The 26,453-nt window shown below is 69.9% G+C and carries 23 protein-coding genes and 1 pseudogene; 14 read left to right on the forward strand and 10 right to left on the reverse strand.

Annotated features, from left to right (window positions below):
* The first annotated feature begins 67 nt into the window (after positions 1-67).
* The 5 genes from ACN4JJ_RS17695 to ACN4JJ_RS17715 all read left to right on the forward strand — a co-directional run bounded on the left by ACN4JJ_RS17695 (position 68) and on the right by ACN4JJ_RS17715 (position 6,258).
* Positions 68-997: an ABC transporter permease gene (locus ACN4JJ_RS17695; protein WP_291049327.1), complete on the forward strand. Its 930-nt coding sequence runs from the start codon at positions 68-70 to the stop codon at positions 995-997.
* Positions 987-1,937 carry an ABC transporter permease gene (locus ACN4JJ_RS17700; RefSeq protein WP_440711215.1) on the forward strand — a complete coding sequence of 317 codons (951 nt, stop codon included), beginning with the start codon at positions 987-989 and terminating at the stop codon, positions 1,935-1,937. The genes ACN4JJ_RS17695 and ACN4JJ_RS17700 overlap by 11 nt, the downstream gene beginning before the upstream one ends.
* Positions 1,934-3,694 (forward strand): dipeptide ABC transporter ATP-binding protein, encoded by a 1,761-nt coding sequence (locus ACN4JJ_RS17705; RefSeq protein WP_440711216.1) that lies wholly within the window; start codon positions 1,934-1,936, stop codon positions 3,692-3,694. The genes ACN4JJ_RS17700 and ACN4JJ_RS17705 overlap by 4 nt, the downstream gene beginning before the upstream one ends.
* A 96-nt stretch (positions 3,695-3,790) precedes the next feature.
* Positions 3,791-5,698 carry a translational GTPase TypA gene (typA, locus tag ACN4JJ_RS17710; protein ID WP_440711217.1) on the forward strand — a complete coding sequence of 636 codons (1,908 nt, stop codon included), beginning with the start codon at positions 3,791-3,793 and terminating at the stop codon, positions 5,696-5,698.
* A gap of 89 nt (positions 5,699-5,787) precedes the next feature.
* Positions 5,788-6,258: a hypothetical protein gene (locus ACN4JJ_RS17715; protein WP_440711218.1), complete on the forward strand. Its 471-nt coding sequence runs from the start codon at positions 5,788-5,790 to the stop codon at positions 6,256-6,258.
* 94 nt (positions 6,259-6,352) lie between these two features.
* Here ACN4JJ_RS17715 and ACN4JJ_RS17720 read toward each other — a convergent pair whose 3' ends face one another.
* The 4 genes from ACN4JJ_RS17720 to efeU are packed head-to-tail and all read right to left on the reverse strand — an operon-like array spanning position 6,353 to position 11,239.
* Positions 6,353-7,732, reverse strand: coding sequence for an MFS transporter (locus ACN4JJ_RS17720; RefSeq protein ID WP_440711219.1), 1,380 nt, complete (start codon positions 7,730-7,732; stop codon positions 6,353-6,355).
* Positions 7,733-7,787: 55 nt separating this feature from the next.
* Positions 7,788-9,158 carry an iron uptake transporter deferrochelatase/peroxidase subunit gene (efeB, locus tag ACN4JJ_RS17725; protein ID WP_440711220.1) on the reverse strand — a complete coding sequence of 457 codons (1,371 nt, stop codon included), beginning with the start codon at positions 9,156-9,158 and terminating at the stop codon, positions 7,788-7,790.
* 30 nt (positions 9,159-9,188) lie between these two features.
* On the reverse strand, positions 9,189-10,367 hold the full coding sequence (gene efeO / locus ACN4JJ_RS17730) for an iron uptake system protein EfeO (RefSeq protein ID WP_440711221.1): 1,179 nt from the start codon (positions 10,365-10,367) through the stop codon (positions 9,189-9,191).
* Positions 10,368-10,375: 8 nt separating this feature from the next.
* On the reverse strand, positions 10,376-11,239 hold the full coding sequence (efeU, locus tag ACN4JJ_RS17735) for an iron uptake transporter permease EfeU (protein ID WP_440711222.1): 864 nt from the start codon (positions 11,237-11,239) through the stop codon (positions 10,376-10,378).
* A 167-nt stretch (positions 11,240-11,406) separates the two neighbouring features.
* On the opposite strand from efeU, the gene ACN4JJ_RS17740 reads away from it, so the two are divergent.
* From ACN4JJ_RS17740 to ACN4JJ_RS17760, 5 genes are all read left to right on the forward strand, one after another.
* Entirely contained in the window at positions 11,407-13,233 is a 1,827-nt protein-coding gene (locus ACN4JJ_RS17740; protein ID WP_440711223.1) for a helicase HerA-like domain-containing protein, read from the forward strand.
* An 86-nt stretch (positions 13,234-13,319) separates the two neighbouring features.
* Positions 13,320-13,883: a hypothetical protein gene (locus tag ACN4JJ_RS17745; RefSeq protein WP_440711224.1), complete on the forward strand. Its 564-nt coding sequence runs from the start codon at positions 13,320-13,322 to the stop codon at positions 13,881-13,883.
* Between the two features lie 38 nt (positions 13,884-13,921).
* Positions 13,922-14,245, forward strand: a complete 324-nt coding sequence (gene fdxA, locus ACN4JJ_RS17750) for a ferredoxin (RefSeq protein WP_440711225.1) — start codon at positions 13,922-13,924, stop codon at positions 14,243-14,245.
* A 12-nt stretch (positions 14,246-14,257) separates the two neighbouring features.
* Entirely contained in the window at positions 14,258-15,382 is a 1,125-nt protein-coding gene (dapC, locus tag ACN4JJ_RS17755; protein WP_440711226.1) for a succinyldiaminopimelate transaminase, read from the forward strand.
* A 167-nt stretch (positions 15,383-15,549) separates the two neighbouring features.
* Positions 15,550-16,866: a citrate synthase gene (locus ACN4JJ_RS17760; RefSeq protein ID WP_291049343.1), complete on the forward strand. Its 1,317-nt coding sequence runs from the start codon at positions 15,550-15,552 to the stop codon at positions 16,864-16,866.
* A 409-nt stretch (positions 16,867-17,275) separates the two neighbouring features.
* Here the strand turns inward: ACN4JJ_RS17760 and dapD are convergent, their stop codons facing one another.
* The gene (gene dapD / locus ACN4JJ_RS17765; RefSeq protein WP_440711227.1) at positions 17,276-18,259 is read right to left on the reverse strand and encodes a 2,3,4,5-tetrahydropyridine-2,6-dicarboxylate N-succinyltransferase; all 984 of its coding nucleotides are present in this window, start codon (positions 18,257-18,259) and stop codon (positions 17,276-17,278) included.
* Positions 18,260-18,356: 97 nt separating this feature from the next.
* On the opposite strand from dapD, the gene dapE reads away from it, so the two are divergent.
* The 3 genes from dapE to ACN4JJ_RS17780 all read left to right on the forward strand — a co-directional run bounded on the left by dapE (position 18,357) and on the right by ACN4JJ_RS17780 (position 20,993).
* Positions 18,357-19,463, forward strand: coding sequence for a succinyl-diaminopimelate desuccinylase (dapE, locus tag ACN4JJ_RS17770; protein ID WP_440711228.1), 1,107 nt, complete (start codon positions 18,357-18,359; stop codon positions 19,461-19,463).
* Between the two features lie 10 nt (positions 19,464-19,473).
* Positions 19,474-20,718 (forward strand): glycosyltransferase family protein, encoded by a 1,245-nt coding sequence (locus tag ACN4JJ_RS17775; RefSeq protein ID WP_440711229.1) that lies wholly within the window; start codon positions 19,474-19,476, stop codon positions 20,716-20,718.
* A 101-nt stretch (positions 20,719-20,819) separates the two neighbouring features.
* Positions 20,820-20,993 carry a DUF3117 domain-containing protein gene (locus ACN4JJ_RS17780; RefSeq protein ID WP_084361480.1) on the forward strand — a complete coding sequence of 58 codons (174 nt, stop codon included), beginning with the start codon at positions 20,820-20,822 and terminating at the stop codon, positions 20,991-20,993.
* 97 nt (positions 20,994-21,090) lie between these two features.
* Here the strand turns inward: ACN4JJ_RS17780 and ACN4JJ_RS17785 are convergent, their stop codons facing one another.
* Positions 21,091-21,723, reverse strand: a complete 633-nt coding sequence (locus ACN4JJ_RS17785) for an O-methyltransferase (RefSeq protein WP_440711230.1) — start codon at positions 21,721-21,723, stop codon at positions 21,091-21,093.
* 129 nt (positions 21,724-21,852) lie between these two features.
* On the opposite strand from ACN4JJ_RS17785, the pseudogene ACN4JJ_RS17790 reads away from it, so the two are divergent.
* Positions 21,853-22,146, forward strand: a pseudogene (locus ACN4JJ_RS17790) (twin-arginine translocase TatA/TatE family subunit); the annotation flags it as partial.
* A gap of 280 nt (positions 22,147-22,426) precedes the next feature.
* Here the strand turns inward: ACN4JJ_RS17790 and ACN4JJ_RS17795 are convergent.
* From ACN4JJ_RS17795 to ACN4JJ_RS17810, 4 genes are read right to left on the reverse strand one after another with little or no spacing between them, the layout of a single operon-like run.
* Positions 22,427-23,380, reverse strand: a complete 954-nt coding sequence (locus ACN4JJ_RS17795) for a hypothetical protein (protein WP_440711231.1) — start codon at positions 23,378-23,380, stop codon at positions 22,427-22,429.
* Positions 23,377-24,549 (reverse strand): Mrp/NBP35 family ATP-binding protein, encoded by a 1,173-nt coding sequence (locus tag ACN4JJ_RS17800; RefSeq protein WP_440711232.1) that lies wholly within the window; start codon positions 24,547-24,549, stop codon positions 23,377-23,379. Before ACN4JJ_RS17800 ends, ACN4JJ_RS17795 begins: the two co-directional genes overlap by 4 nt.
* The gene (locus ACN4JJ_RS17805; RefSeq protein ID WP_440711233.1) at positions 24,546-25,118 is read right to left on the reverse strand and encodes a DUF1003 domain-containing protein; all 573 of its coding nucleotides are present in this window, start codon (positions 25,116-25,118) and stop codon (positions 24,546-24,548) included. Before ACN4JJ_RS17805 ends, ACN4JJ_RS17800 begins: the two co-directional genes overlap by 4 nt.
* Positions 25,105-26,445, reverse strand: a complete 1,341-nt coding sequence (locus tag ACN4JJ_RS17810; RefSeq protein WP_440711234.1) for a magnesium transporter MgtE N-terminal domain-containing protein — start codon at positions 26,443-26,445, stop codon at positions 25,105-25,107. Before ACN4JJ_RS17810 ends, ACN4JJ_RS17805 begins: the two co-directional genes overlap by 14 nt.
* Positions 26,446-26,453 lie beyond the last annotated feature (8 nt).

Below are 26,453 nucleotides of genomic sequence, written 5' to 3' on the forward strand. Positions count from 1 at the left end.
CCCGATTCATGTTCTCGACCCGCACCGGCGCTTCCCGCCCCCTAGTTCGATTGGTACGGTCTGATTCGTGGCCGGATACATCCTCAGGCGTCTGCTCCAAGCGATCCCCGTATTGCTCGGAACGACGTTCCTCATTTACTTCATGGTCTTCGCGATGCCCGGAGACCCGCTTCTCGCCCTCTTCGGCGACAAGACCCCCAACCCGGCTCTGCTCGAGCAGCTGCGTCAGCAGTACCACCTCGACCAGCCGTTCATCGTGCAGTACTTCCTGTACCTCGGCGGGATCTTCCGCGGCGACTTCGGCACCTCCTTCTCCGGAGAGCCCGTCGCCGACATCCTCGCCCGCACCTTCCCGGTCACCATCCGACTGGCCATCATGGCGCTCATCATCGAGTTCGTCGGCGGCGTGCTGATCGGTCTCGTGTCCGGTCTGCGCAAGGGCAAGCTGTTCGACGCCTCGGCCCTCGTGGTCAGCCTGATCTTCATCTCGCTGCCCATCTTCGTGATCGCGTTCGTGGCGCAGTTCATCTTCGGGATCCAACTCGGCTGGGCCAGGACGACGGTGTCCACCGGTGCCCCGATCCAAGACCTGATCCTGCCCGCGTTCGTCTTGGCGTCGATCACCTTCGCCCAGTTGATCAGGCTCACCCGGGCATCCGTGATCGAGACCCAGAGCCTCGACTTCGTGCGCACCGCCTACAGCAAGGGGCTCAGCCGGCGCCGGATCATCCCGGTGCACATCCTGCGCAACTCGCTGATCCCGGTGGTCACCTACGCGGCCACCGACTTCGGCGTGCTGCTGGTCGGCGCGACGGTCACAGAGGGCATCTTCAACGTGCCCGGTGTCGGCCGCACGCTCTATCAGGCCATCATCCGCGGGGAGGGGCCGACCGTCGTCTCCTTCGTGACCGTGATGGTGCTCATCTACCTGGTGGTCAACCTCGTCGTCGACCTCCTGTACGGCCTTCTCGACCCGAGGATCCGCTATGTCAAGTAATCAGCCCACCCCGACGCACTTCGTCGCGCCGCTGGAGGAGACCCCTCTCGTCGCCGTCGACGCCGTGAACGTCGGCGAACGCAAGAGCAACCTCTGGATCGACGCCTGGCGCGACATGCGCCGCCGGCCGATGTTCTGGATCTCGGCCGTCATCATCGTGCTGGTGATCATCGTCGCCCTGTTCCCGACCCTGTTCACCTCGGTTCCGCCGAACGACGACTGCCAGCTCTCCAACAGCAACGGCGGCCCGAGCGGCGAGCACCTGCTCGGTTTCACCAAGCAGGGCTGCGACGTGTTCTCGCGTCTCATCCACGGCACGTCGACCTCGCTCACGGTGGGCATCATCGTGACGATCCTCACCACCGTGCTGGGTATCCTGTTCGGCGCCTTCGCCGGGTTCTACGGCGGCTGGCTCGACGCGATCCTGTCCCGCGCGGGCGACATCTTCTTCTCGATCCCCTACATCCTGGCCGCCGTGGTCATCATGTCGGTGTTCTCGGCCTACCGGAACGTGTTCGTGATCTCGCTGGCCATCGGCATCTTCGCCTGGCCGGCGACCGCGCGCGTGCTGAGAGCCGAGATCCTGAGGGTGAAGAACGCCGACTACGTGATGGCGGCGCGGGCGACCGGTGTGTCGAACTTCCGCATCCTGGTGCGGCACGTGCTGCCCAACTCGATCGCCCCCGTGATCGTGGTCACCACGATCTCGCTCGGTGCGGCGATCGTGGCCGAGGCCACGCTGTCGTTCCTCGGCGTCGGCCTGCCCAACTCCACCATGTCGTGGGGAAATGACATCTCGGCGGCGCAGGTCGACCTGCGCACCGCGCCGCAGACGCTCATCTACCCCTCACTCGCGCTCTCGATCACCGTCCTCGCCTTCATCATGATGGGTGAGGTCATCCGAGACGCGCTCGACCCGAAGGCGAGGGCCCAGCGATGAGCGACCCCACCACCACCGCAGGGGCCATCCGTCCGCTGCTGGAGATCAAGAACCTCGAGGTCGGCTTCCAGACCACCGACGGCATCGTGCCGGCCGTCCGCGGCGTCGACCTCACTCTGATGCCCGGCCAGACCCTCGCCATCGTGGGGGAGTCCGGATCGGGCAAGTCGACCACCGCGCACGCGATCATCAACCTGCTGCCCGGCCCCGGCCGGATCACGGGCGGATCGATCCTGTTCGACGGCGAAGACCTGACGAAGTACTCCCCGAAGAAAATGGAGGAGGTGCGCGGCCGCCAGATCGGCTTCGTGCCCCAAGACCCGATGTCCAACCTCAACCCGGTGTGGTCGGTCGGGTTCCAGGTGGAGGAGACGATCCGTGCGAACGGGATCGCCTCCGGCCGCAAAGAGGTGCGCGCCCACGCCATCCAGGTGCTGAAGGAGGCGGGCCTCGGGGACGCCGACAAGCGGCTGAAGCAGTTCCCGCACCAGTTCTCCGGCGGCATGCGCCAGCGGGTGCTGATCGGCATCGGACTCTCCAGCCGGCCGAAGCTGCTCATCGCCGACGAGCCCACCTCGGCGCTGGACGTGACCGTGCAGCGTCGCATCCTGGACCACCTCGAGACACTCACCCGCGACATCGGCACCGCCGTGCTCTTCATCACGCACGACCTCGGCCTCGCCGCCGAGCGCGCCGAGCAGCTCGTGGTGATGTACAAGGGCAAGATCGTCGAGGCCGGTCCCTCGAAGGACATCCTGCAGAACCCGGTGCACCCCTACACCCAGCGTCTCGTGGCCGCGGCCCCGAGCCTCGCGTCGCGCCGCATCAGCAGTGCCACGCAGGAGTCGGCGACGCACGCGCTCGGCGACCTCGCCTACGCGCCCACGACGGTGACCGAGGGTCTGGACCTGATCGCCGCCGCCGAAGAACGCATCGAACACCAGCCGACCGTCAAGCGGCCCGACGCGATCGTGGTGAAAGACCTCACGAAGGTCTACAAGATCCGCGGTCAGGGCAAGGGCTCCTCGGGCGAGCTGACCGCCTCCGACAAGGTGTCGTTCGCGGTCGAGAAGGGCACCACCACGGCGCTCGTCGGCGAATCCGGATCCGGCAAGTCGACCGTGGCGAAGATGATCCTGCGCCTGGAGGACCCGACCAGCGGCTCCATCCTGATCGACGGCGAGGATGTCGCCCCCCTCAAGGGGAAGGCGCTGCTCAGCCTGCGCCGGCGCATGCAGCCGGTCTTCCAAGACCCGTACGGCTCGCTCGACCCGCTGCGCAACATCGGCAACACCATCGCCGAGCCGCTGCAGGTGCACAAGGTCGGCGACCGCATCGCGCGCCGCGACCGGGTGCTGGAGCTGCTCGACCAGGTGGCGCTGCCGCAGTCGCTGATCACCCGCTACCCGAACGAGCTCTCCGGCGGTCAGCGCCAGCGCGTGGCCATCGCGCGGGCGCTGGCCCTGAAGCCCGACATCGTGGTGCTGGACGAGGCCGTCTCGGCGCTGGACGTGCTCGTGCAGGCCCAGATCCTGAAACTGCTGGCCGATCTGCAGAGCGAGCTCGAGCTCACGTACCTCTTCATCACGCACGACCTGGCGGTGGTCCGCGTGATCGCCGACAACGTCTGCGTGATGCAGAAGGGGCGCATCGTGGAGGCCGCCACGACCGATCAGGTCTTCGACAGCCCGCAGGAGCAATATACTAAGGAGTTGCTGAACGCCATTCCGGGCGCTGGAATCACCCTGGGCGTTTAGCGATTCCGGGCCTCGTCGCCCATCAATTCGCTATTTCGAGCCCGCGTGGGTGGCTGCGCCACCAGTTCCGGGTTCACGAACCTGAGGACTCTCCCCATGGCACAAGCCACCCGCGATGACCTGCGCAACGTCGCTATCGTCGCCCACGTCGACCACGGCAAGACCACCCTGGTCGACGCCATGCTCACGCAGACCAACTCCTTCGACGCGCACTTCGATGCCGACGACCGGATGATGGACTCGAACGACCTCGAGCGTGAGAAGGGCATCACGATCCTCGCCAAGAACACGGCGATCTCGTACACCGGCAAGCACGCCGGCGACAAGCCGATCACCATCAACGTGATCGACACCCCCGGGCACGCCGACTTCGGCGGTGAGGTCGAGCGCGGCCTGTCGATGGTCGACGGCGTGGTGCTGCTGGTCGACGCCTCCGAGGGCCCGCTGCCGCAGACTCGCTTCGTGCTGCGCAAGGCCCTCGAGGCCAAGCTCCCCGTCATCCTGCTGGTCAACAAGACCGACCGTCCGGATGCGCGCATCGACGAGGTCGTGGGCGAGTCGCAGGACCTGCTGCTCGGTCTCGCCTCCGACATGGCCGACGACGTCCCGGATCTCGACCTCGACGCCATCCTCGACGTGCCGGTCGTGTACGCCTCCGGCCGTAACGGCGCCGCCTCGCTCAACAAGCCCGAGAACGGCACGCTGCCCGACAACGACGATCTCGAGCCGCTGTTCGGCGCCATCCTGGAGCACGTTCCGGCCCCCACCTACGACGACGAGGCGCCCCTGCAGGCCCACGTCACCAACCTCGACTCCTCGCCGTTCCTCGGCCGCCTCGCCCTGCTGCGTGTCTTCAACGGCACCATCAAGAAGGGCCAGCAGGTCGCCTGGGTCAAGCACGACGGCACCGTGACCACCCAGCGCATCAGCGAGCTGCTGAAGACGGTGGCGCTCACCCGCTTCCCGACCGAGTCGGCCGGCCCCGGAGACATCGTCGCCATCGCCGGCATCGAGGACATCACCATCGGCGAGACCATCGCCGACCCCGAAGACGTGCGCCCGCTGCCCGCCATCACGGTCGACGACCCCGCCATCTCGATGACCATCGGCACCAACACCTCGCCCCTGGTCGGCAAGGTCAAGGGCCACAAGCTCACCGCCCGCATGGTGAAGGACCGCCTCGACCGCGAGCTGATCGGTAACGTCTCGCTCCGCGTCGTCGACATCGGGAACCCCGCCGCCTGGGAGGTTCAGGGCCGTGGAGAGCTCGCGCTCGCCATCCTGGTCGAGAACATGCGCCGCGAGGGCTACGAGCTCACCGTGGGCAAGCCCCAGGTGGTCACCAAGCAGGTCGACGGCAAGACGCACGAGCCCTACGAGCACCTCACGATCGATGCGCCGGAGGAGTACCTCGGCGCGATCACGCAGCTGCTCGCCGCCCGCAAGGGCCGGATGGACGGCATGTCCAACCACGGCACCGGCTGGGTGCGCATGGAGTTCATCGTGCCCTCGCGCGGCCTGATCGGCTTCCGTACCGAGTTCCTCACCATCACGCGCGGCACCGGTATCGCGAACGCGATCTCGCACGGCTACGACGAGTGGGCGGGCGCGATCGTCACCCGCAACAACGGCTCGATCGTGGCCGACCGCTCCGGTGTGGTGACGCCGTTCGCCATCATCGCCCTGCAGGAGCGCATGACCTTCTTCGTGAACCCCACCGAGGAGGTCTACGAGGGCATGGTGATCGGCGAGAACGCCCGCGCCGACGACATGGACGTGAACATCACCAAGGAGAAGAAGCTGACCAACATGCGTCAGTCCACCTCCGACACCTTCGAGTCGATGACGCCCTCGCGTCAGCTCTCGCTCGAGGAGTGCCTCGAGTTCGCCCGCGAGGACGAGTGCGTCGAGGTCACCCCCGAGATCGTGCGCATCCGCAAGGTCGAGCTCGACGCCAACGCGCGTGCCCGCCGCACCGCGAACCTCAAGCGCGCCAACCAGTAGCATCGCGCCGCTGTCGGCTCGGTGACGAGTCGATGACGCGAAGGCCCCGCATCTGTCACCGGATGCGGGGCCTTTGCCATACTCGACGTATGACGACGAAGAAGCTGTCCCTCGTTCTCGCGGTCTCCCTCGCGGCGCTCCTCGGGCCGGCACTCACCGGATGCGTCGGGAACCCCGTCGAGTCGGTCGTCGAAGGCGCTGTCGAGCAGGCGGGCGGCGGAGACGTCGACCTCAACTCCGACGGCGGGCTGCCGGACGGCTTCCCGGCAGAGGTGCCGCTCTACGACGGCGAGGTGGTCAGTGGCCTCAGCGCCGGCACTGTGGCCGACGGCGGCGGCTGGACGGTGACGGTGAAGGTGAACGACGTCGAGGCCGACTTCAAGGCGATCAACGACCAGCTGGTCGCCGCGGGCTTCGAGTCGAGCTTCTCCGGCTTCGCCGACGGAGCGGGATCGGGCGCGTACAGCAACGCGAACTTCTCGGTCTTGGTGGCCGTGACCGACGACGGATCGGGCCAGAAGACGGCCACCTACATCGTCGGCGGCACCACCGCGCAGTAGGCGTTCGGTCAGCGGATGCAGGAATTTCGAGGAGCGAGGACCTATAGGGCGTCGGTGTCGTTCGAATCCGCATCCGCTGACCGAAGGGGGTGTCTCAGCCGCGCGGCAGCCGTGCGCTGAGCAGCTCCGAGGCCACGGCGAGCACGACGCTCAGCACGAACACCGCCGCGAACGCGCCGGCGGTCGCCGCGCCCTGGCCGATGCCCTGGAACAGGATGCCGGCGATCGCGAGCGACATCGCCGGGCCTCCGGCATCCGCGATGTTGAGGGCGGCGCTGTTGAAGCCCTGTTGCTCGGGGCGCGATTCGCCGAGCACCAGTACCGAGAGCCGCGGATAGGCGAAGCCCATGCCGGTGCCCGAGATCGCCCAGCCGGCGATCGACACCCAGGCGGGCAGGTCGAGGGCGGTGGCCAGCAAAACGATCGCGATGGCCAGCACCACGCCCGCGATGCCGATCCGCACGCTCGCGCGACTGGTCAGCCGCTCGCCGAGCCGGCCCTGCACGAGCGAGGCGGCACCCCAGAACACGCCGCTCGCCGTGAGGGCGAGGCCCGCGGCGGCCGGGCTGAGTCCGTGCTCGCTGGTGAGCAGGTAGGGCAGGTACACCTCGGCCGAGAAGTAGCCGCCGGCCAGGGCGATCTTCGTGAGCAGCGTGCTCGGCAGGCCTCGCACGGCCCGCAGGGTGCCGGCCGGCATCAGCGGGCGCAACGCCACGATCGCCACGACGAAGGCAGCGGCCGCGACGACGAGCGCGAGTGCTCCCGGCAACTCGGCCGAGACGCTGAGGGTGAGGACGGACAGCGACAGCAGCAGCGCCCAGAGGATGCGGCGCACGCTCCACGGCACGCGGGAGGCGGCATCCGTCCCCGTGCTCGCCAGGTGCCGCATGGCGGGCGCCACCATCACGGTGGCCGGCACGATCAGCGCGGCGACACCGAGGAACACCCAGCGCCAGCCGACGGTCTGCCCGAGCACCCCGGCGATCAGCGGGCCGACCAGGGCAGGAACGACCCAGGCCGCGGAGAACAGGCCGAACACCTTCGGGCGCAGCGTCGCGGGGTAGACCCGGGCGACGATCACGTAGAGGGCCACGGTGGTGCCGCCCGATCCGAGGCCCTGGATCAGCCGCCCGATCACGATCTGCTCCATCGAGAACGCGCTGCCGGCCACGACGAGGCCCGCCAGGAAGAACGCGACCGAGACCGCCAGGGGAGTGCGAGGGCCGCGGCTGTCGCACCAGTTGCCGGCGATCACCATTCCGAGAACGGATGCCGCCAGCGGGGCCGAGAAGGCGACCGCGTAGAGCGCCTCGCCCCCCAGCTCGGCACTGATCACGGGCATCACCGTGGTCACTGCGAGGTTCTCGAACGCCGCCACGAAGACCAGCACGATCGAGCCGATCGTGATCAGCCGGAAGCGCGGGCTCAGCGGTGTCTCGGCAGCGGCCGTGCGCAGGTTCTCGGGTGCACTCACACCCTCGACCGTAGAACCTCGACCCCGGTTCAGGTCAATTCCGGCCCGATCGGGGTCAGGCGAAGAGGGTCTCTCCGACGAAGCCGCCTTTGGCGGACGCGGCGGGCGGGACCGCGAAGATGCCCGAGCCGACGTGGCGGAGGTACTCGTTCATGGCGTCGTTCTTGGCCAGGTTCATCTGGATCGGGATGAATTGCGTGCGCGGGTCGCGCTGGAAGCAGATGAAGAACAGGCCCGCGTTCAACCGCCCGAGGTCGTCGTTGCCGTCGACGAAGTTGTAGCCGCGGCGCAGCAGCTGGGCGCCCGCGTTCTGCTCGGGGTGGGCGAGTCGCACGTGCGAGTCCGCGGCGATGAGGGGAGCGCCGCCCTGGCCGGTCGCTGCGAAGTCGGGCTCGCTGAACTCGGTGCCGCCGGAGAAGGGTGCCCCCTCACCCTTGGTGCGGCCGACGATCTTCTCCTGTTCGCGCAGCGACGTGCGGTCCCAGGTCTCGATCGTCATCCTGATCTTGCGCGCCACCAGGTACGAGCCGCCGGCCATCCAGGCGGCACCGTCGTCGGCCGAAGCCCACACCTGCTCGTTCACGACATCCGTCTGCTCGGATTTGATGTTGGCCGTGCCGTCCTTGAAGCCGAACAGGTTGCGGGGCGTGGCCTGCGCCGTGGTGGTGGAGCTGGTGCGGCCGAAACCGAGCTGCGACCAGCGGATGCTCGCGCGGCCGAAGGCGATCCGGGACAGATTGCGGATGGCGTGCACCGCGACCTGCGGGTCGTCGCTGCAGGCCTGGATGCAGAGGTCGCCTCCCGTGAGCCCCTCGGTGAGGGCGTCGGCGGGGAAGTGCGGCAGGTCGACGAGCGCCTCGGGGCGCCGGGCGGCGATGCCGAACCGGTCGGTGCCGGTGCTGTCGGTGAACAGCGTGGGACCGAAGCCGATGGTGATGGTGAGTCCGGATGCCGGCAGGCCGAGCGCTTCTCCGGTGTCGTCGGGGGGAGCGTCGTAGGGGCCGTTGACCGCGCCGTAGACGCCGACCGGGTCACCGGCCGTCATCAGGGCGGAGGCGTCGCTCCAGTCCTGCAGCAGACCGATCAGTTCGTCGCGGGTGAGACCGGTGGCGACGTCGTAGCTGGCGAAGTGCAGCCGGTCCTGGGCGGGCGAGGTGATGCCGGACTGGTTGGTGCCGTAGAAGGGGTAGACCGCGGCGTTCTCCTGGGCCGAGGCGGAGGAGGGGAGCACGAAGCGGTCGAGCGCCGCGCCGAGACCCGCCCCCACGACGCCCGCCCCGGCGAGCCCGAACAGCCCCCGGCGGGAGATGCCGGAGCGCGCCGGAGCGGGATCGGTGGAGCGGGCGTCCGTCGGAGCGGGGGCCGAGTCGGCGGAGCCGTCGCGGTTCCCCGAGGCGGGGGCCTCGGGGACATCCGGTTGGGTCATGACTCAACCCTAGATCGCGGCGGCTGGACGTCAGCCGACGAGCGTGGCGGTGAGCTGGCTGAGCGGCTCGCCCAGGGCGCTGACGCCGTCGGCGAGTTCCTTGACCTGCTCGGGGGTCAGCTCGGTGTAGTAGGTGAAGCCGCTGTCGAGCGTGCCGTAGGCGCTGAGGGTGTCCTGCAGGGTGGCGAAGCGCTCGTCCAGCGTGGTCACCAGCTCGGGATCCTTGGCCTCGACGATGTCGCGAACTCCCTCGTAGGCCACCTTGGCGCCCTCGAGGTTGGCCTGGAAGTCCCAGAGGTCGGTGTGCGACCAGATCTCCTCCTCGCCGGTGATCTTGCCGGAGGCGACCTCTTCCATCAGGCCGATCGCACCGTTGGAGATGGCGTCGATCGTGACGGTGTAGCCGGGGTCGTTCACGGCGTCGTAGAGCAGCTGGGTGTCGGCGACGAGCTTGTCGCCGTAGTAGGTGCGCTCATCCGGGGTCAGCGGCACGTACTCGGTGCCGCCGTTGTCGGCCGCGGTCGGCGGGAAGAGGTCTTTCTCGATGCGGTGCCAGCCGGTCCACTCGTCTTCGGGGGCGACATCCGCCTCCCGGAAGTCGATGGCGGGGTCGAGGTCGCCGAACGACTCGGCCACGGGCTCGATCCGCTCGTAGTTGGCGCGGGTGGTGGCGTACAGCTCGCGGGCCTTCTCGTCGTCGCCGGCCACGTAGGCGTCGACGAAGGCCTGCGTGCCGGGAACGAGCTGGCCGACCTGGTCTTTGATGTAGGCCACGTAGTTGACGGCGGCGGCGTCGACCTGCTCCTGCAGGTCTCCGGCCAGCTCGACCTTGTCGCCGGAGACGGTGAAGGCCGACTTGCCGATGCCGTCGCCCACCATGCCGGGCTTGCAGACGGTGAAGTAGTCACCGGGCTGCGCCTGCACCACGAGGTCGCGGCTGATGCCGGGGCCGACGTTCTCGACCTCGCCGACGATCCGCAGGCCGTCTTCGGCCAGCAGGTAGAACTCGGTCACCTGGTCGCCGGAGTTGGTGACCGAGAAGGTGAGCGTGCCGCTGGTGGCGGTGCTCGCGCTGACCGAGCAGTCGTCGGCCGAGCTGTCGACGGTGATCGCGCCGGCGCTGTCGGCGCTGCTGTTCGCGACGCAGCCGGTGAGGGCGAGCAGGGAGATCGCCGCGGTGGCGGTGATCAGGAGGGGCTTGGTCTTCACGGATGCTCCTAGCTGTGGGCAGGGGTGGTGGTCGGGACGGCGGGTGCGGGGGTTCTCGCCGATCGAGACGGGCCTCGCCGCACGGCGAGGAGGAAGAGGGTCATGGTGGGGATGAAGTAGGCCAGCCACACCGTCATCTCCAGCCACGTGGTGGCGGGAGAGAAGTTGACCGTGCCCTTCAGCAGGGTGCCGTACCAGCTGTCGGGCGGCACGATCGCACTCACGTCGAACGCGAGGCTGTTGAGGCCGGGGAGGATTCCGGCCTCCTGCAGGTCGTGCACACCGTAGGAGAGCACGCCGGCGGCGACCAGGATGAGGAAGCCGCCCGACCAGGCGAAGAACTTCGACAGGTTGATGCGCAGCATCCCGCGGTAGATCAGCCAACCGAGCACGACGGCCGTCACGATGCCGAGCGCGGCACCGATCAAGGGGAGCGTGGTCTCGCCGGTGGCCTGCACGGCGGCCCAGATGAACAGCGCGGTCTCGATGCCCTCGCGGCCCACCGAGAGGAAGGCGACCAGCACGAGCCCCCAGCCGGCGCCCACCAGCGCCTTGTCGACGTCGCTCTGCAGCGTGCCTTTCAGGTCTCGGGAGGTCTTCAGCATCCAGAACACCATCCAGGTGACGAAGCCGGTGGCGATGATGGAGAGCGAGCCGCCGATGGCCTCCTGGGCCTCGAAGGTGAGACCGTAGGTGCCGAACGTGAGCACGGCGCCGAGGGTGAGGGCCACCAGCACGGCGAGACCGACGCCGATCCAGAGGCGGGCCAGCACGTCTTTGCGGCCGATGCGGCGCACGTAGGCGATGAGGATGCCGACCACGAGCGCGGCTTCGAGGCCTTCGCGCAGGCCGATCAGGTAGTTCGCGAGCACGGGAACCCTTTTCGGGGGAGAGAAAGAAGGATGCAGTGCGCCCGGAGGTGTGGACTGCCTTACTTGGGTAAGCCTAGCCTTACCAGTCTTGTAGCGTAATCGGTCGCGGGACTTTTTGTCCATCCCGGTGCCGCCGCGCTGTCGTGGGGCCGTCCTATGCTGTGGCCATGAGCGATGACGCGGTTCTGAAGGCCCAGGCGGAGGCGGCCGCGGCCGTCGAGGCGGCGCGGCAGGCGCAAGCCGCTGCGGAGGCCGCCGTACAGCGGGCGCAGGAGGCGGCAGCTGCGGCGCGGGCCCAAGCGGATGCCGCGGCGGCGGCACCGGCGCCGGCACCGGATGCCGCGGCCGAAGCATCCGGAACCGCACCGGCGTCGGGCCCCCTCACGGCCGAGCAGGTCGACGTCATCCGCGCCGGCTACGCCTTCGAGGAGGCGTCGCTGGACATCGGCGCTCTCGTGAACGGCGAGGCGCTCGCCGACGTGCAGGTGCGCATCCCGCTGGCCATGACGAACCGGCACGGCCTGGTCGCCGGCGCGACCGGCACCGGCAAGACCCGCACGCTGCAGACCCTGGCCGAGCAGCTCGCCGCCGCCGGCGTGCCCGTGTTCGCCGCCGACATGAAGGGCGACCTCTCGGGCGTCGCCACGCCCGGCGAGTCGAGCCCGAAGCTGCTCGCGCGCACGGAGGGCATCGGGCAGTCGTGGGAGCCGCGGGCTTCGACGGTCGAGTACTTCAGCCTCGGCGGCATCGGCAAGGGGGTGCCGATCCGGGCCACGCTCTCGGGGTTCGGGCCGCTGCTGCTGAGCAAGGTGCTCGGCCTCAACGACACCCAGGAGTCGAGTCTCGGGCTCGTCTTCCACTACGCCGAGCAGGCCGGCCTGCCCCTGCTGGACCTCAGCGACCTGCGCGCCGTGCTCACCTACCTCACCAGCGACGAGGGCAAGGTCGAGCTGAAGAACATGGGCGGGCTGTCGAACCAGACGGTCGGGGTCATCCTGCGCGAGCTGATCGCCTTCTCGGCCCAGGGCGCGGAGGCGTTCTTCGGCGAGCCCGAGATCGACACCTCGCTGTTCCTGCGCCGGGCCGCCGACGGCAGCGGCGTGATCAGCCTGCTCGAGCTGCCGCGCGTCGCCGACAAGCCGGCGCTGTTCTCCACCTTCCTGATGTGGCTGCTGGCCGATCTCTACAACGACCTGCCCGAGGTGGGCGACCTCGACAAACCCAAGCTGGTGTTCTTCTTCGACGAGGCGCACCTGCTGTTCACCGGTGCCTCGAAGGACTTCCTGCAGTCGATCACGCAGACCGTGCGGCTCATCCGCTCGAAGGGCGTCGGCATCTTCTTCGTGACGCAGACGCCGAAGGACGTTCCGGGGGATGTGCTGGCCCAGCTCGGCTCGCGGGTGCAGCACGCGCTGCGCGCCTTCACCCCGGACGACGCCAAGGCGCTGCGGGCGACGGTCTCGACCTATCCGAAGTCGGCCTACGACCTCGAGCAGGTGCTGCAGGGGCTCGGCACGGGCGAGGCGGTCGTGACGGTGATGAACGAGAAGGGCGCGCCGTCGCCCGTGGCCTGGACGCGGGTGCGGGCGCCGCAGGGCTCGATGGCGCCGACTCCGGATGCCGCCATCGATGCCGCAGTGGCCGCCTCGCCGCTCACTCCGCAGTACGGCACGCCGATCGACCGCGAGTCGGCTCGGGAGATGCTGACGGTGAAGATGAACGCGGCGGCTGCCGCCGCGGCGGCAGCGGAGGCGCAGGAGGAGTACACGCGGCAGGCGGAGGAGTTCCGCAAGCAGGCCGAGAAGGAGGCCAGGGCGCAGGCGCAGCGCGAGGCGCGCGAGTCGCGCAGCACCTCGAGCTCGTCGTCCCGGCCGCGCAGCCGCACCACGAAGCCCGACCCGAACGTCCTGAACGACGTGCTGGGCTCCAAGACCACGCAGACCATCCTCAAGGGCGTGCTCGACGGCATCTTCGGCACGCGCCGCCGCCGCTGACGCGGGCCGCTGACGCGGGCCGGTCCGGCGGGCGCACCCGCCGTGCGGGCCGCCGACTCCCAGGCTGCACGCCGTAGGGTGGGAGGGTGACTGACGAACCGCGGTACGGAGAGCGCACGCCCGATGGGCGCAGTGCCCTTCCCGCGCAGCAGCCGGGCTTCCTGCCGGCCGGCTTCGACGAGCCCGGGCGCGCGGGCGCCGCCGCATCCGCCCCCGTCGGCACCTCGCTCACCACGCGGATCATCGCCTACGTGCTGGCCTTCGCCCTCGGCGGCCTGTTCGGCATCCTGGGCACGATCGTGCACCAGATCAGCGTGAGCGTGTTCGGGCTGTTCGACCTTCCGCTCGGCCTCGTGGTGGCACTGCCCGCCGTGGCGCTGCTGCTCGTGGGGCTGCGGCTGATCGCTCCCACCAGGCTCGCCGCGCTGCTGGCCGCCGTCGCGCTGGTGGGCGTGGTGGCGTTGCTCGCACTGCCGAGCCCCGGAGGTTCGGTGCTCATCCCCGACAGCACGGCCGGGATGGTGTGGCTGGTCGGCTCGACGCTGGTCGCGGTGGTGGTGCTCTGCTGGCCCCGCCTCGGCAGCCAGGGTGCCGCTCGCCGATCCGCTCGGGGCGCCACCGAACCGCAAGCACCCTCGGCGACGAAGTAGACTTGACCCTCTGGGTTATCGAAGGGACCTGAACCACTGTGACCTATGTCATCGCTCTCCCCTGCGTGGACGTCAAAGACCGCGCGTGCATCGACGAGTGCCCTGTCGACTGCATCTACGAAGGCGAGCGCTCGCTCTACATCCACCCCGACGAGTGCGTCGACTGCGGAGCCTGCGAGCCCGTGTGCCCCGTCGAGGCCATCTACTACGAAGACGACCTGCCCGAAGAGTGGGCCGACTACTACAAGGCGAACGTCGAGTTCTTCGACGAGATCGGGTCGCCCGGCGGAGCTGCGAAGGTCGGCGTGATCAAGAGCGACCACGCTCTGATCGCCGCACTGCCGCCGCAGGGCGAGCACTGATCGGCCGCCCCGGTGGCCCTCGGCGCGCTTCCTGACTACCCCTGGGACCAGATGGTCCCGTACGCCTCCCGGGCGAGGCAGCACGCCGACGGCATCGTCGACCTCTCGATCGGATCGCCGGTCGATCCGACGCCGCCGCTGATCCGCGAGGCGCTCGCCGCCGCGACGGATGCGCACTCGTACCCCACCGCAGCCGGCACGCCCGCTCTGCGCGAGGCGATCGCGGACTGGTTCGCACGCCGGCGCGGCGTGCCCGGACTGACCCCCGAGAACGTGCTGCCGACCATCGGCTCCAAGGAGTTCGTGGCCTGGCTGCCGTTCATGCTCGGGCTCGGCGAGGGCGACGTGGTCGTGCATCCGCGGGCCGCGTACCCCACGTACGCGATGGGCGCGCAGATCGCGGGGGCCGCCTCCTTCTCCTCCGACGACCCCGCCGAGTGGCCGGCGAACACGCGGCTGGTGTGGCTGAACAGCCCGGGGAATCCGGATGGCCGGGTGCTCGACGTGCCCGCCCTGTCGGCGGCCGTCGCGCGGGCGCGCTCGCTCGGCGCCGTGATCGCGGGCGACGAGTGCTACGCCGAACTCGGCTGGGACGGGCGCTGGGCCACCGAACCGGTGCCCAGCATCCTCGACCCCCGGGTCACCGGAGGAGACGTCACCGGTGTGCTCGCCGCGTACTCGCTGAGCAAGCAGTCGAACCTCGCCGGGTACCGTGCGGCGTTCGCGGCCGGCGATGCCGCGCTGATCGCGCGACTGCTGACCGTGCGCAAGCACGCCGGCATGATGCCGCCCGCGCCCGTGCAGGCCGCGATGGCCGTCGCCCTCGCCGACGACGCGCACGTCGCGGAGCAGAAGGAGCTGTACCGCGCGCGGCGCGCCATCCTGAAGCCGGCGCTCGAAGCGGCGGGCCTGCGGATCGACGCGAGCGAGGCCGGGCTGTACCTCTGGGCGACGGAAGGGCGCGATGCCTGGGCGTCGATCTCGGCGCTCGCGGAGCTCGGCATCTTGGCGGGACCGGGCCCGTTCTACGGCGATCACTTCCCTGATCACGTGCGGTTCTCGCTCACCGCGAGCGACGAGCGGATCGGCGCGGCGGCCTCCCGGCTGCGCGCGCACGGGCCGCTCACCCTGGCCTGATCGCTTCGTAGGAGCATTCCTCCAAGCCCGATCGGCAACTGTAGGTGAATGCAACAGTGGGGTCGCGGGGACATTAGAGTGTATGAGGGTCAACGCGGTCACCGCCTCAACCGGCACCGGTCGCGTCCCGCTGACCACACTGCCGGCAGGATTTCCAAGGAGGCGCCGTGACGGACGTCGATCACATCGCTCGGTCCCGTGACATCGATGGCCAGAAGGCCACCCTGACCTACCCGGGAGGAACGGCGGAGTTCCCGCTGCTGCCGAGTGTCGACGGAGCGTCGTCGATCGACCTGGCCACCCTCACCAAGCAGACCGGCTTCACCACGCTGGACTACGGCTTCGTGAACACGGCCGCCACCAAATCGGCCATCACCTACATCGACGGCGACCAGGGCATCCTGCGCTATCGCGGATACCCGATCGAGCAGGTCGCGACCTCGCTGACCTACCTCGAGACCGCCTGGCTGCTGATCTACGGCGAGCTGCCCTCGGCCTCCGAGCTGTCGGAGTTCGACGACAAGATCCGCCACCACACCCTGCTGCACGAAGACCTCAAGCGCTTCTTCGACGCTCTGCCGCATAACGCGCACCCGATGTCGGTGCTGTCGTCGGGCGTCTCGGCGCTGTCGACGTACTACCAGGACTCGATGAACCCGCACAATCCGGAGGACGTCGAGATCTCGACCATCCGTCTGCTGGCGAAGCTGCCGGTGATGGCGGCCTATGCGCACAAGAAGAGCCTCGGGCAGGCGTTCCTCTACCCCGACAACTCGCTGTCGTTCGTCGACAACTTCCTGCGGCTGAACTTCGGCAACCTGGCCGAGCCCTACGAGATCAACCCGGTGCTGTCGAAGGCGCTCGAGCGCCTGCTCATCCTGCACGAAGACCACGAGCAGAACGCGTCGACCTCGACCGTGCGGCTGGTGGGCTCCACCGAGGCGAACATGTTCGCGTCGATCTCGGCCGGCATCAACGCGCTCTTCGGGCCGCTCCACGGCGGCGCGAACGAGGCCGTGCTCACCATGCTCGCCCAGATCCGCGACTCGGGTGAGGGCGTGGCGAAGTTCGTCGAGCGGGTGAAGAACAAGGAGGCGGGCATCCGTCTCATGGGCTTCGGCCACCGCGTCTACAAGAACTACGACCCGCGCGCGAAGCTCGTGAAGGAGAGCGCCGACGAGGTGCTGGCCGCGCTGGGTGTGCAGGATCCGCTGCTCGACATCGCCAAGGAGCTCGAGCAGGTCGCCCTCTCGGACGACTACTTCATCTCGCGTCGCCTGTACCCGAACGTCGACTTCTACACCGGCGTCATCTACAAGGCGATGGGCTTCCCCACGCGCATGTTCACGGTGCTCTTCGCCATCGGGCGCCTCCCCGGCTGGATCGCCCACTGGCGCGAGATGGCCACCGACCCCCAGACCAAGATCGGCCGCCCCCAGCAGCTCTACATCGGCGCTCCCGCCCGAGACCTCCCCCCGCGCTAGCCCCTCCTCCTCGCGACCCGTCGATTTCGGCCCGAAGGATGCGCGGGCCTGACCTGGAGCGGCCGTTCATCGGCAGCTTGCGGTGGCGCTGCAGCTCGACGACCTGGTCTCGGCGGGCGATCACGCAGGCGCGCGCTCGAGGCGATCGCGCTGGTCCGGGACGATGCCGCTTCCCCGCGGGAGACGGCACTTCGGCTCGCGCTGATTCGTCACGGACTGCCTGAATCGGAGCTCAACCGGCCCATCCTCGATCCGGCGGGCCGGCGGATCGGCTACGGCGACCTCGTCTACGCGCACTTCCAGGTGGTGGTGGAGTGCGAGGGGGAACAGCACCGCACGGATGCGCACCGAGGCCGCGCTCCGCTCTCGTGGCTGGCGCGCGGGGAGGGGGAGGGGACGGGAGAGGGGGCTAGGCGTGGAGGGTGGGGTTGAGGGTTACTCCGGAGCCGGAGCGGGCCACGGCCTCGACGGCGCCCGTGAGGGAGTTGCGGCGGAAGAGGAGGTTGGGGACGCCGGAGAGGGCGACGGCCTTGACGATTCGATTCTCGTCGTCGGCGCCCGAGCCGTCGATCAGTACGACCTTGGTGCCGGCGGTGACGTAGAGGCCCGCCTCCACGACGGTGTCGTCGCCGATGGAGATGCCGATGCCGGCGTTGGCGCCGAGCAGAGCGCGGCGGCCGATCGAGACGCGCTGCGTGCCGCCCCCGGAGAGCGTGCCCATGATCGAGGCGCCGCCGCCGATGTCGGAGCCGTCGCCCACCACGACGCCCTGCGAGATGCGGCCCTCCACCATCGAGGAGCCGAGGGTGCCGGCGTTGAAGTTCACGAAACCCTCGTGCATCACGGTGGTGCCGGGCGCGAGGTGCGCACCGAGACGCACGCGCGAGGCATCCGCGATGCGCACCTTGGCGGGGGTGACGTAGTCGAGCATCCGCGGGAACTTGTCGATGCCGTAGCTCTGGATGCCGGCGCGCTGCAGGGACGGGCGCAGGCGCGCGAAGTCGTCGGGGTGCACGGGGCCGGCGTTCGTCCAGGCCACGATCGGCAGATGCCCGAAGATGCCGTCGAGGTTGATCGTGTTCGGCGCGACGAGCAGGTGCGAGAGCAGGTGCAGCCGGAGGTAGGCATCCGGGGTCGAGGCGGGTGCGGCGGCGAGCTCGATCTCGACGGTCGCGACCTCCACGGTCACCGCACGACGGGCATCCGGCAGCGCGTGCGCCGTGAGCTCTTCGGGGTGAGCGGATGCGGCGCCGGCGGGCACGGGGCCGAGTGCGGGGGCGGGGAACCAGGCGTCGAGCTCGGTGCCGTCGGCGGCGGTGGTGACCAGCCCGTGACCCCAGGCATGGGTGGGGGCGGAGGCGAGCGGCGGGGTGTCGAGAACGTCTTCAGGCATGACTCCAAGCGTATTGCCCACAGGGCGGGGCGTCTCGCGCGGGAATCACAGACGGATCACCCAGCGGCGGGGCGGTGGCGAACCCTAAACTTGGGGGATGTCTGCATTCGACCCCGCGCATCCCGTTCTCGACCTCGGAGCCAGCTCGATCGAGCTGACCCGGCAGATCTGCGACGTGGAGTCGGTCTCGGGCAACGAGACGCTGCTGGCGGATGCGATCGTGGCGAGCCTCGCGGATGCCGCCCACCTCGAGATCATCCGCGACGGAGACACCATCGTGGCCCGCACGAATCTCGGCCGGGCCGAGCGCGTGGTGATCGCCGGGCACATCGACACGGTGCCGTTGAACGAGAACCTGCCCACCCGCTTCGAGACCCACGAGGGCGAGGAGTACCTCTGGGGCCGCGGCACGGTGGACATGAAGGCGGGGGTCGCCGTGCAGCTGAAGCTCGCGGCCGAGCTCGTCGATCCGGCCGTCGACATCACCTGGATGTGGTACGACCACGAAGAGGTCTCGAACGACCTCAACGGCCTCACCCGGCTCGCCGCCAACCGCCCCGACCTGTTCGCGGGCGACTTCGCCATTCTGGGCGAGCCCTCCAACAGCGACGTCGAGGGCGGTTGCAACGGCAACCTGCGCGCCGAGATCCGCGCCTACGGCCTGCGGGCGCACTCCGCACGCGGCTGGGTGGGCGAGAACGCCATCCACAAGGCGGCGCCGATCCTCGACATCCTGGCGGGCTACGAAGCGCGCCAGGTGGAGGTCGACGGGCTGGTGTACCGCGAGGGCCTGAACGCCGTGGGCATCACCGGCGGCGTGGCCGGCAACGTCATCCCCGACGAGGTGATGGTGCACGTGAACTACCGCTTCGCGCCCAGCCGCTCGGGCGAGGAGGCCGTGGCGCACATCCACGAGGTGTTCGGCGGCGAGGGCATCGACATCCGGATCGTCGACCTCGCCGAGGGCGCCCGCCCCGGTCTGGACGCCCCGCTGGCGCAGCGCTTCCTGAAGGCGGTCGGTGGCGAGGCCAAGCCCAAGTACGGCTGGACGGATGTGGCCCGCTTCTCGGCGATGGGCGTGCCCGCCGTCAACTACGGGCCCGGCGATCCGCTGAAGGCCCACGCCGACGACGAGCGCGTGCGCCTGAGCCAGATCACCGCGTGCGAAGACGGTCTGCGCGCCTGGCTCACCAGCGGCAGCTGAGCGACCTCCAGTGAGCGTACGGATCGAGCAGGGGGCGGGGGCGGATGCTCGACCCGCCCGGCCAGGGCGATCCCGCCTGCTGCTGCGGTACCGGATGACCCCCTGGTGGCTGCGGGTGATCGTGGTGTTCGCGCTCTCGCGCTTCGTCACGACCCTGATCATCCTGCTGTTCGCGCGCGCCCAGGGTGCGAACCCGTGGACCGGCGCCGCCCCGCCCTACCTCAGCTACGCCGCCATCTGGGACGGCAACTGGTACAAGATCATCTCGTTCTACGGGTACCCCTCGGTGTTGCCCGTCACCGTCGACGGCCACGTGGGGGAGAGCGCCTGGGCCTTCATGCCCGCGTATCCCTTTCTGATCGGCGCGCTGCGCTGGCTCACCGGCGGCCGCTGGGAGCTGATCGCGGTCGTGATCTCGATCGCCTGCGCGCTCGGCACCGCCCTGGTGTTCTACCGGCTCATGCGGCACGTGCTGAAAGACGAGGGTTCGGCCCTGTTCAGCGTGGTGCTGTTCTGCGTGGCACCGCTGTCGCCGCTGCTGCAGTTCGCCTACGCCGAGTCGATGTCGATGCTGCTGCTGGTCAGCGCGCTCTACCTGGTGGTGACCCGGCGGTATCCGTGGGTCTTCCCGATCGTGGCGGTGATGGCGCTCACCAGGCCCTCGGGGCTCGCCTTCGCGCTCTTCCTCGTGCTGCACCTGGTGCACCGGTACCTCGTGCGGCGTGCCGATCCGTTCCCCGTGCGTCAGCGGGCGGTGGTGGCGTCGCTCGCCGTCTTCAGCGGTGTGATGGGCCTCGCGTGGCCCGTGATCGCCTGGATCGCCACCGGGTCGATGACGGCCTACACCGACACCGAACTGGCCTGGCGCGCCTCGTACATCGGGTACGGCGAGCTGATCCCGTTCACCGCGTGGTTCCAGGGCGGGGAATGGTGGCTCGGATCGCCGTGGGGCTACATCGCGGTCGCGGTGCTGATCGTCGGATTCGCGGCGTTCCTGTTCAGCCGCATCGCCAAGCGGTTGGGCGTCGACCTGCGGCTCTGGCTCGCCTCCTACGCGCTCTACCTGCTGGCGGTGTTCTTTCCGCAGTCGAGCACCTTCCGGCTGCTGATGCCGCTGTTCCCCGCCCTCGGCGCGCTCGCCGTGCCGCGATCCCGCATCTACCGGGTCGCGCTGGTGGTCGTGGCCGTCGCCGGGCAGGTGGGCTGGATGACGATCGCCTGGGGTGTGGACGGCCGCGACTGGACACCCCCGTGACGCTCACGCGCCACCGACGCGCCACCCACGATCGACGGATGTGTATCACCTGATCTTTTGCATCGGGGATAATGGAGAGGACACGACGAAAGGGGAGCCGAATGGCCGCCATGAAACCCAGGACCGGAGACGGACCGATGGAGGCAGTGAAGGAAGGACGCCTCATCATCGTGCGCGTACCGCTGGAGGGCGGGGGGCGCCTCGTCGTCTCCGTCAACGACGCGGAGGCGAAAGAGCTTCACGACGCACTCGCGGGAGTCGTCAGCCCCGCGTAACAGATCCAGTGACGACGACCTCGGTGCGAAAGCCCCGGGGTCGTCGTCGTTTCCGCTCACGCCGTGTCGGCGCCGCCTCTGCGCCGACTCCGCGGCGTCAGCTGACGAGCTTGGTGACCTGCAGCAGCCCGTCGCCCGCCGGCGAGAGCGCGACGAGCACCACCTCGGAGGCGGAGAGCTCGGTCACCAGGGTGCGGAAGTCGCCCACGGTCTCGCCGCGCTGGGCGGGATCGGCGACCTTGTCCTTCCAGAGCGCGTGCGGCACGAGCACCGTGCCGCCGCGGCGCACGAGCCGCAGGGCGTGCTCGACGTACTCGATCACCGAGGCGGGATCGCCGTCGACGAGCACGATGTCGTAGGAGTTCTCGTTCAGCCGGGGCAGCACGTCGGCGGCACGGCCGGTGATCAGACGGATGCGGTTGGCCGGCACCTTCGCCTCCAGCAGGGCCGCGCGCGCGACCTGCTGGTGCTCGAGCTCGGTGTCGATCGAGGTGATCGTGGCCTCGGGGGCGCCCTTCAGCATCCACAGGGCCGAGACGCCGAGGCCGGTGCCGATCTCGACGATCGACCGCGCATCCGCCGCCGCCGCGATCACGGCGAGCTGGCTGCCGATGGCGGGGGAGACCGACTCCACCCCGAGCTCGGTGGCGTGCGAACGCGCCGCGACGATCTGCGGTGATTCGGCGACGATGTCGTCGGCGTACTTCCAGCTGGACTCTTTGCTTGACACGGTGATGGGCCTCCGCTTCCAGCTTAGGGAACGCGGCCGGTCGAGCCCGGGTGCCACGCGCAAGCTCGGAGTTCGCCTTGGGTTCGTCCCGCCTCCGGATGCGCCACCTCGTGACGGTATGCTTTCAGGATGTTCGGGTTGACCTTCGAGAAGCTCCTGCTGATCGGGATCATCGCCGTCTTCGTGCTGGGTCCGGAGCGGCTCCCCACGTATGCCGCCAAGCTGGCCCAGCTGGTGCGCACCGTCCGCGATATGGCCAACGGCGCCAAGACGCGGATGAAGGACGAGATGGGCGAGGACTTCGAAGACGTCGACTGGAAGAAGCTCGACCCGCGCCAGTACGACCCCCGCCGCATCATCCGCGAGGCCCTGCTCGACGACGACACGCCTGCGAGGCCGCCCGTGGTGCGGCCGGTGACGCGGTCGACGAACCGGCCGGATCCGGCTTATCTGCAGCACAAGGCGAAGTCGGCCGGCGGCCCCGAAGCGGTCGCGGCGGCGGCCGGCGCCGCGGTCGGTGCCGGGGCGGCAGCCGGGGGCGCAGCCGGTGCAGCGGCGGGTGCAGCGACAGCGGCCGGCGGCGAGGCGGATGCGACGGCCGCCGAGAACGGCCCGGCGTCGGTCGGCGGGTCACCGGCCTCCGAGGCCCCGGTGGTCGTGACTCCGCCGAGTGCGGTCTACGACTCCGAGGCGACCTGAGCGGTCAGCCCGCCGCGAAGCCGCAGGTGCTCGCGATGAAGCTGTAGAGCGCGAGCCGCAAGGCATCGCTGGAGTGCAGATAGATCGTGCCTGCGGGGCCCGACCCTCCGAGTTCCACCGAGACCGGCAGGTACGTTCCGCGCTTGTCCTCGGCCACGGCGTGCGGGTCGCACCGTGCCGGCACCGCATCGAGCACGAACTGCCGCGGCGCGTCGCCGCCCTGCACGCTCGCGTCGAGCGGCCACACGGATCCGTCGGCCGGCTCGAGCAGGATGGTCGAGCCCGCCTCGGTCAGCCGCAGCGAACCCCGTCCGCGGCTCGGGTCGACCGTCAGCCGGAGGTGCGCCACCGCCTCGGCTCCGCTGCCGGTCACCTCGACGTCGTCGTGCACGGTCAGCGTCGCCACGGCCGCGACGGCGTCGTCGAGGCAGTCCTCGCCGGCGATCCGCTCCAGCACACCGAACGGGTCGCTCGGGCGGCCGGTGATCTCGCGCGAGGCTCCGGCGGCATCCGTGACGGTGACGGTCAGCGTCGGAGTGGTCGACGGGGCCGGGCAGATCGCCGGGCCGAGCTGCACCGGCAGCTGCCGCACGAGGCCGGGCGGCACCTCGGTGGGCTTGTTCCAGTCCGCGACCGATTCGAACTGCGGGGAGGCGAAGCGGGCGGCCGTGACGGTGAGCGGATCGGCTCCCTCGTTCGTGACGGCGAGCTGCAGAACGCGATTGCCGTAGTCGGGCCGGTTCTGCAGGATCGAGAGACCGACGCCGTCGATGACGACCGGCGCCGGGCTCGCGGAGGGCGCTCTGGGTGCGGGGGAGGCCGAGGCGGCGGCGGAGGGGGCGTCGGGGCCCGCCTGGGCCGAGCATCCGCCGGCCCCCAGCAGGACCAGCGCGAGCGGCAGCGCCACGGCGGCGATCGACGGCGATCCGCCGCTCCGGCCCCGCCGCACCGCGCTCATACCGGGGAGAGCCCGAGCTTCCGGCCGGCCAGGTCGCGGCCGCGCCGCGCCATCCGCTCGGCGACCTGCGCGATCGCGACGCTCGCCGGATCGGCCGGATCCGCGATCACCACCGGTGCCCCCGTGTCGCCGCCCGAGCGCAGGGCGAGGCTGATCGGCACCGAGGCCAGGAGGGGCACGTCGGAGCCCTGACGGGCACCCAGGCGGCCGGCCACATCGAGGCCTCCGCCCGATCCGAAGATCTCGTGCACGCTGCCGTCGGGAGCCACGAAACCGGCCATGTTCTCGATCACGCCGTACACGTGCTGCCCGGTCTGCATCGCCACGAGCCCCGAGCGCTCGGCCACGTCGGCCGCGGCAGCCTGCGGCGTGGTGAGCACGACGACCTCGGCGTTGGGCAGCAGCTGGCCGATCGAGATCGCCACGTCGCCCGTGCCGGGAGGGAGATCCAGCAGCAGCACATCGAGGTCGCCGAAGAACACGTCGGTGAGGAACTGGTTGATGGTGCGGTGCAGCATCGGCCCGCGCCAGGCCACCGCACCGCCCGTGGCCGAGGCCTGCTCGGGGTCGATGAACATGCCGATCGAGATCACCTTCACGCCGTGCGCGACAGGCGGGAGGATCATCTCGCCGAGGCGCGTGGGGCGCACCGCGGTGCCGTTCTCGTCGGTGAGGCCCAGGATGCCGGGGATCGAGAAACCGTGCACGTCGGCGTCGATCAGGCCCACCGCGAGCCCGCGGGCCGCCAAGGCGACGGCGAGGTTCGCGGTGAGCGTCGACTTGCCGACGCCGCCCTTGCCGCTCGTGATCGCGTAGACGCGGGTGAGGGTGCCGGGGCCGAACGGCATCGCCCGCTGCCCGGGGCCGCGGAGCCGGGTGGTGAGGGCCGTGCGCTCCTCGCGGGTCATCACCGAGACGTCGACCGCGACGGCGGTCACGCCCGCCACCCGGCCGGCCGCCTCGCGCACGTCGCGTTCGATGGTGGCCGCGGCGGGGCATCCGACGATCGTCAGCTTGAGATCGACCTGCGCGTGGCCATCCGCCGACACCACCACGTCGCCGACCATGTCGAGCTCGGTGATGGGGCGGCGGATCTCGGGGTCGATGACGGTTCCGAGGGCGCCGCGCACGGCCTCGGCCAGAACGCCGCCACCGGGGGAGTCCGTCATCGCTCGGTCGGCCGGTCGCCCTTGGAGGAGACCACCGGGACGGACGAGGTGGAGGTGCCGACGCGGTCGCGGTCGCGGTCGAGATCGTCGAGCAGGGCGCGCAGCTCGGCGCGGATGAACTCCTTGCTCGCCATGTCCTGCAGCGCGAGCCGCAGGGCCACGACCTCCCGGGCCAGGTACTCGGTGTCGGCCAGGTTGCGCTCGGCCCGCTGCCGGTCTTGCTCGAACTGCACGCGGTCGCGGTCGTCCTGGCGGTTCTGGGCGAGCAGGATGAGCGGGGCGGCGTACGAGGCCTGGAGCGAGAGGATGAGCGTGAGCGCCGTGAAGCCGATCGCGGCCGAGTCGAACCGCAGCGACTCGGGGCCGTAGGTGTTGAACAGGATCCACACCACGCAGAACAGCGTGAGCCCGATCAGGAAGAACGGCGTGCCCATCGCGCGGGCGATCGCCTCGGTGGCGCGGCCGAAGCGGTCGCGGCTGGCGACCGGGCGGCGCGGCAGAACGCTCGTGCGGCGCCCCTTCGGGGCATCCAGGGTGGTGCGCTGTGGTCGGTTGTCAGTGCGTGCCATCGATCGTCCTCCTTCCGCGGGCTGTCAGTCGCGCCGCCGCAGCGGGCGTGCGCGTGGGCGTGCGATGCGGCGCCGTGGGGGGCGCGTCGTCATCGCTGTCGCTACTTCGCCAGTCGTCCGGCAGGAGATAGTCGAGGACATCGTCAATGGTCACCACCCCGACCAGTCGGTGGTTGTCGTCGACGACCGGCACGGAGACCAGGTTGTAGCTGGCCAGGATGCGGGAGACCTCGGCGGCGCTCGCGTCGGCCGTCACCGGCTCGAGGCCCTGGTCGAGCAGGGTGCCGAGCCTCTCGTGCGGCGGGTAGCGCAGCATCCGCTGGAAGTGCACCATGCCGAGGAAGCGGCCGGTGGGCGGCTCGTACGGCGGCAGGGTGACGCAGATGGCGGCGCCGAGGGCCGGGGCGAGTTCGTGGCGACGGATGAGCGCGAGGCCCTCGGCCACCGTGGCATCCGCACTCACGATGATGGGCTCGGTGGTCATCAGGCCACCGGCGGTGTCGGGGGCGTAGGCGAGCAGCATCCGCACGTCGTCGGCCTCTTCGGGCTGCATCAGCTCGAGCAGGTGCTCGCCGCGCTCCTCGGAGAGCTGCGCGATGAGGTCGGCCGCGTCATCCGGCTGCATCTGGTCGAGCACGTCGGCGGCGCGGTCGTCGTCGAGCTGGGAGAGGATCTCGACCTGCTCGCTCTCCGGCATCTCCTCGAGCACGTCGGCGAGTCGGTCGTCGGGCAGCTCCTCGGCCACCTCGAGCATGCGCGCCTGGGGGAGGTCGAGCAGGGTGTTGGCGAGGTCGGCGGGCTTGAGGTCGCTGTAGGTGGCGATCAGCTGCTCGGCGGACTGCGCCTGGCCCACCGAGGTCTTCTCGCGCACATCGGACCAGTTGGCGAACACCGTCGCGCCCTTGGCGAAGGGGGAGGAGCTCGTCTTGGGGCGGCGCACGAACAGCTGGGCCACGGCCCACTCGCCCGGGCCGAACTCCTCGATCGAGACGTCTTCGATGGTGGCCTGGCCGGTGCCGTCGGCGAACACGACCTCGCGGCCGAGCAGCTCGGCGATGACACGCACCTCACCGCCGCGCTGCTCGAAGCGGCGCACGTTGATCAGCCCGGTGGTGATGATCTGGCCGCTGGAGATGCTGGTGACCCGCCCGATCGACACGAACACCCGGCGGCGGCCCGGGATCTCCACGATCAGGCCGACCACGCGCGGCGGGTCGCTCTTGCGGTAGACCACGAGCACGTCGCGCACCTTGCCGAGGCGGTCGCCGGCGGGGTCGAAGACGGTGCACCCCGCAAGACGGGCGACGAAGACTCGGGTGGCACTCACGACTACTA

It is taken from the genome of Herbiconiux dendrobii (assembly GCF_052048175.1).
In the GTDB taxonomy this organism is placed as follows: domain Bacteria; phylum Actinomycetota; class Actinomycetes; order Actinomycetales; family Microbacteriaceae; genus Herbiconiux.

Coding starts and splice junctions, on each gene's coding strand:
- ACN4JJ_RS17700 (WP_440711215.1), top strand. CDS start 987: ATGTCAAGTAATCAGCCCACCCCGACGCACTTCGTCGCGCCGCTGGAG.
- ACN4JJ_RS17705 (WP_440711216.1), top strand. CDS start 1,934: ATGAGCGACCCCACCACCACCGCAGGGGCCATCCGTCCGCTGCTGGAG.
- typA (WP_440711217.1), top strand. CDS start 3,791: ATGGCACAAGCCACCCGCGATGACCTGCGCAACGTCGCTATCGTCGCC.
- ACN4JJ_RS17715 (WP_440711218.1), top strand. CDS start 5,788: ATGACGACGAAGAAGCTGTCCCTCGTTCTCGCGGTCTCCCTCGCGGCG.
- efeB (WP_440711220.1), bottom strand. CDS start 9,158: ATGACCCAACCGGATGTCCCCGAGGCCCCCGCCTCGGGGAACCGCGAC.
- ACN4JJ_RS17740 (WP_440711223.1), top strand. CDS start 11,407: ATGAGCGATGACGCGGTTCTGAAGGCCCAGGCGGAGGCGGCCGCGGCC.
- dapD (WP_440711227.1), bottom strand. CDS start 18,259: ATGCCTGAAGACGTTCTCGACACCCCGCCGCTCGCCTCCGCCCCCACC.
- dapE (WP_440711228.1), top strand. CDS start 18,357: ATGTCTGCATTCGACCCCGCGCATCCCGTTCTCGACCTCGGAGCCAGC.
- ACN4JJ_RS17780 (WP_084361480.1), top strand. CDS start 20,820: ATGGCCGCCATGAAACCCAGGACCGGAGACGGACCGATGGAGGCAGTG.
- ACN4JJ_RS17795 (WP_440711231.1), bottom strand. CDS start 23,380: ATGAGCGCGGTGCGGCGGGGCCGGAGCGGCGGATCGCCGTCGATCGCC.
- ACN4JJ_RS17800 (WP_440711232.1), bottom strand. CDS start 24,549: ATGACGGACTCCCCCGGTGGCGGCGTTCTGGCCGAGGCCGTGCGCGGC.
- ACN4JJ_RS17805 (WP_440711233.1), bottom strand. CDS start 25,118: ATGGCACGCACTGACAACCGACCACAGCGCACCACCCTGGATGCCCCG.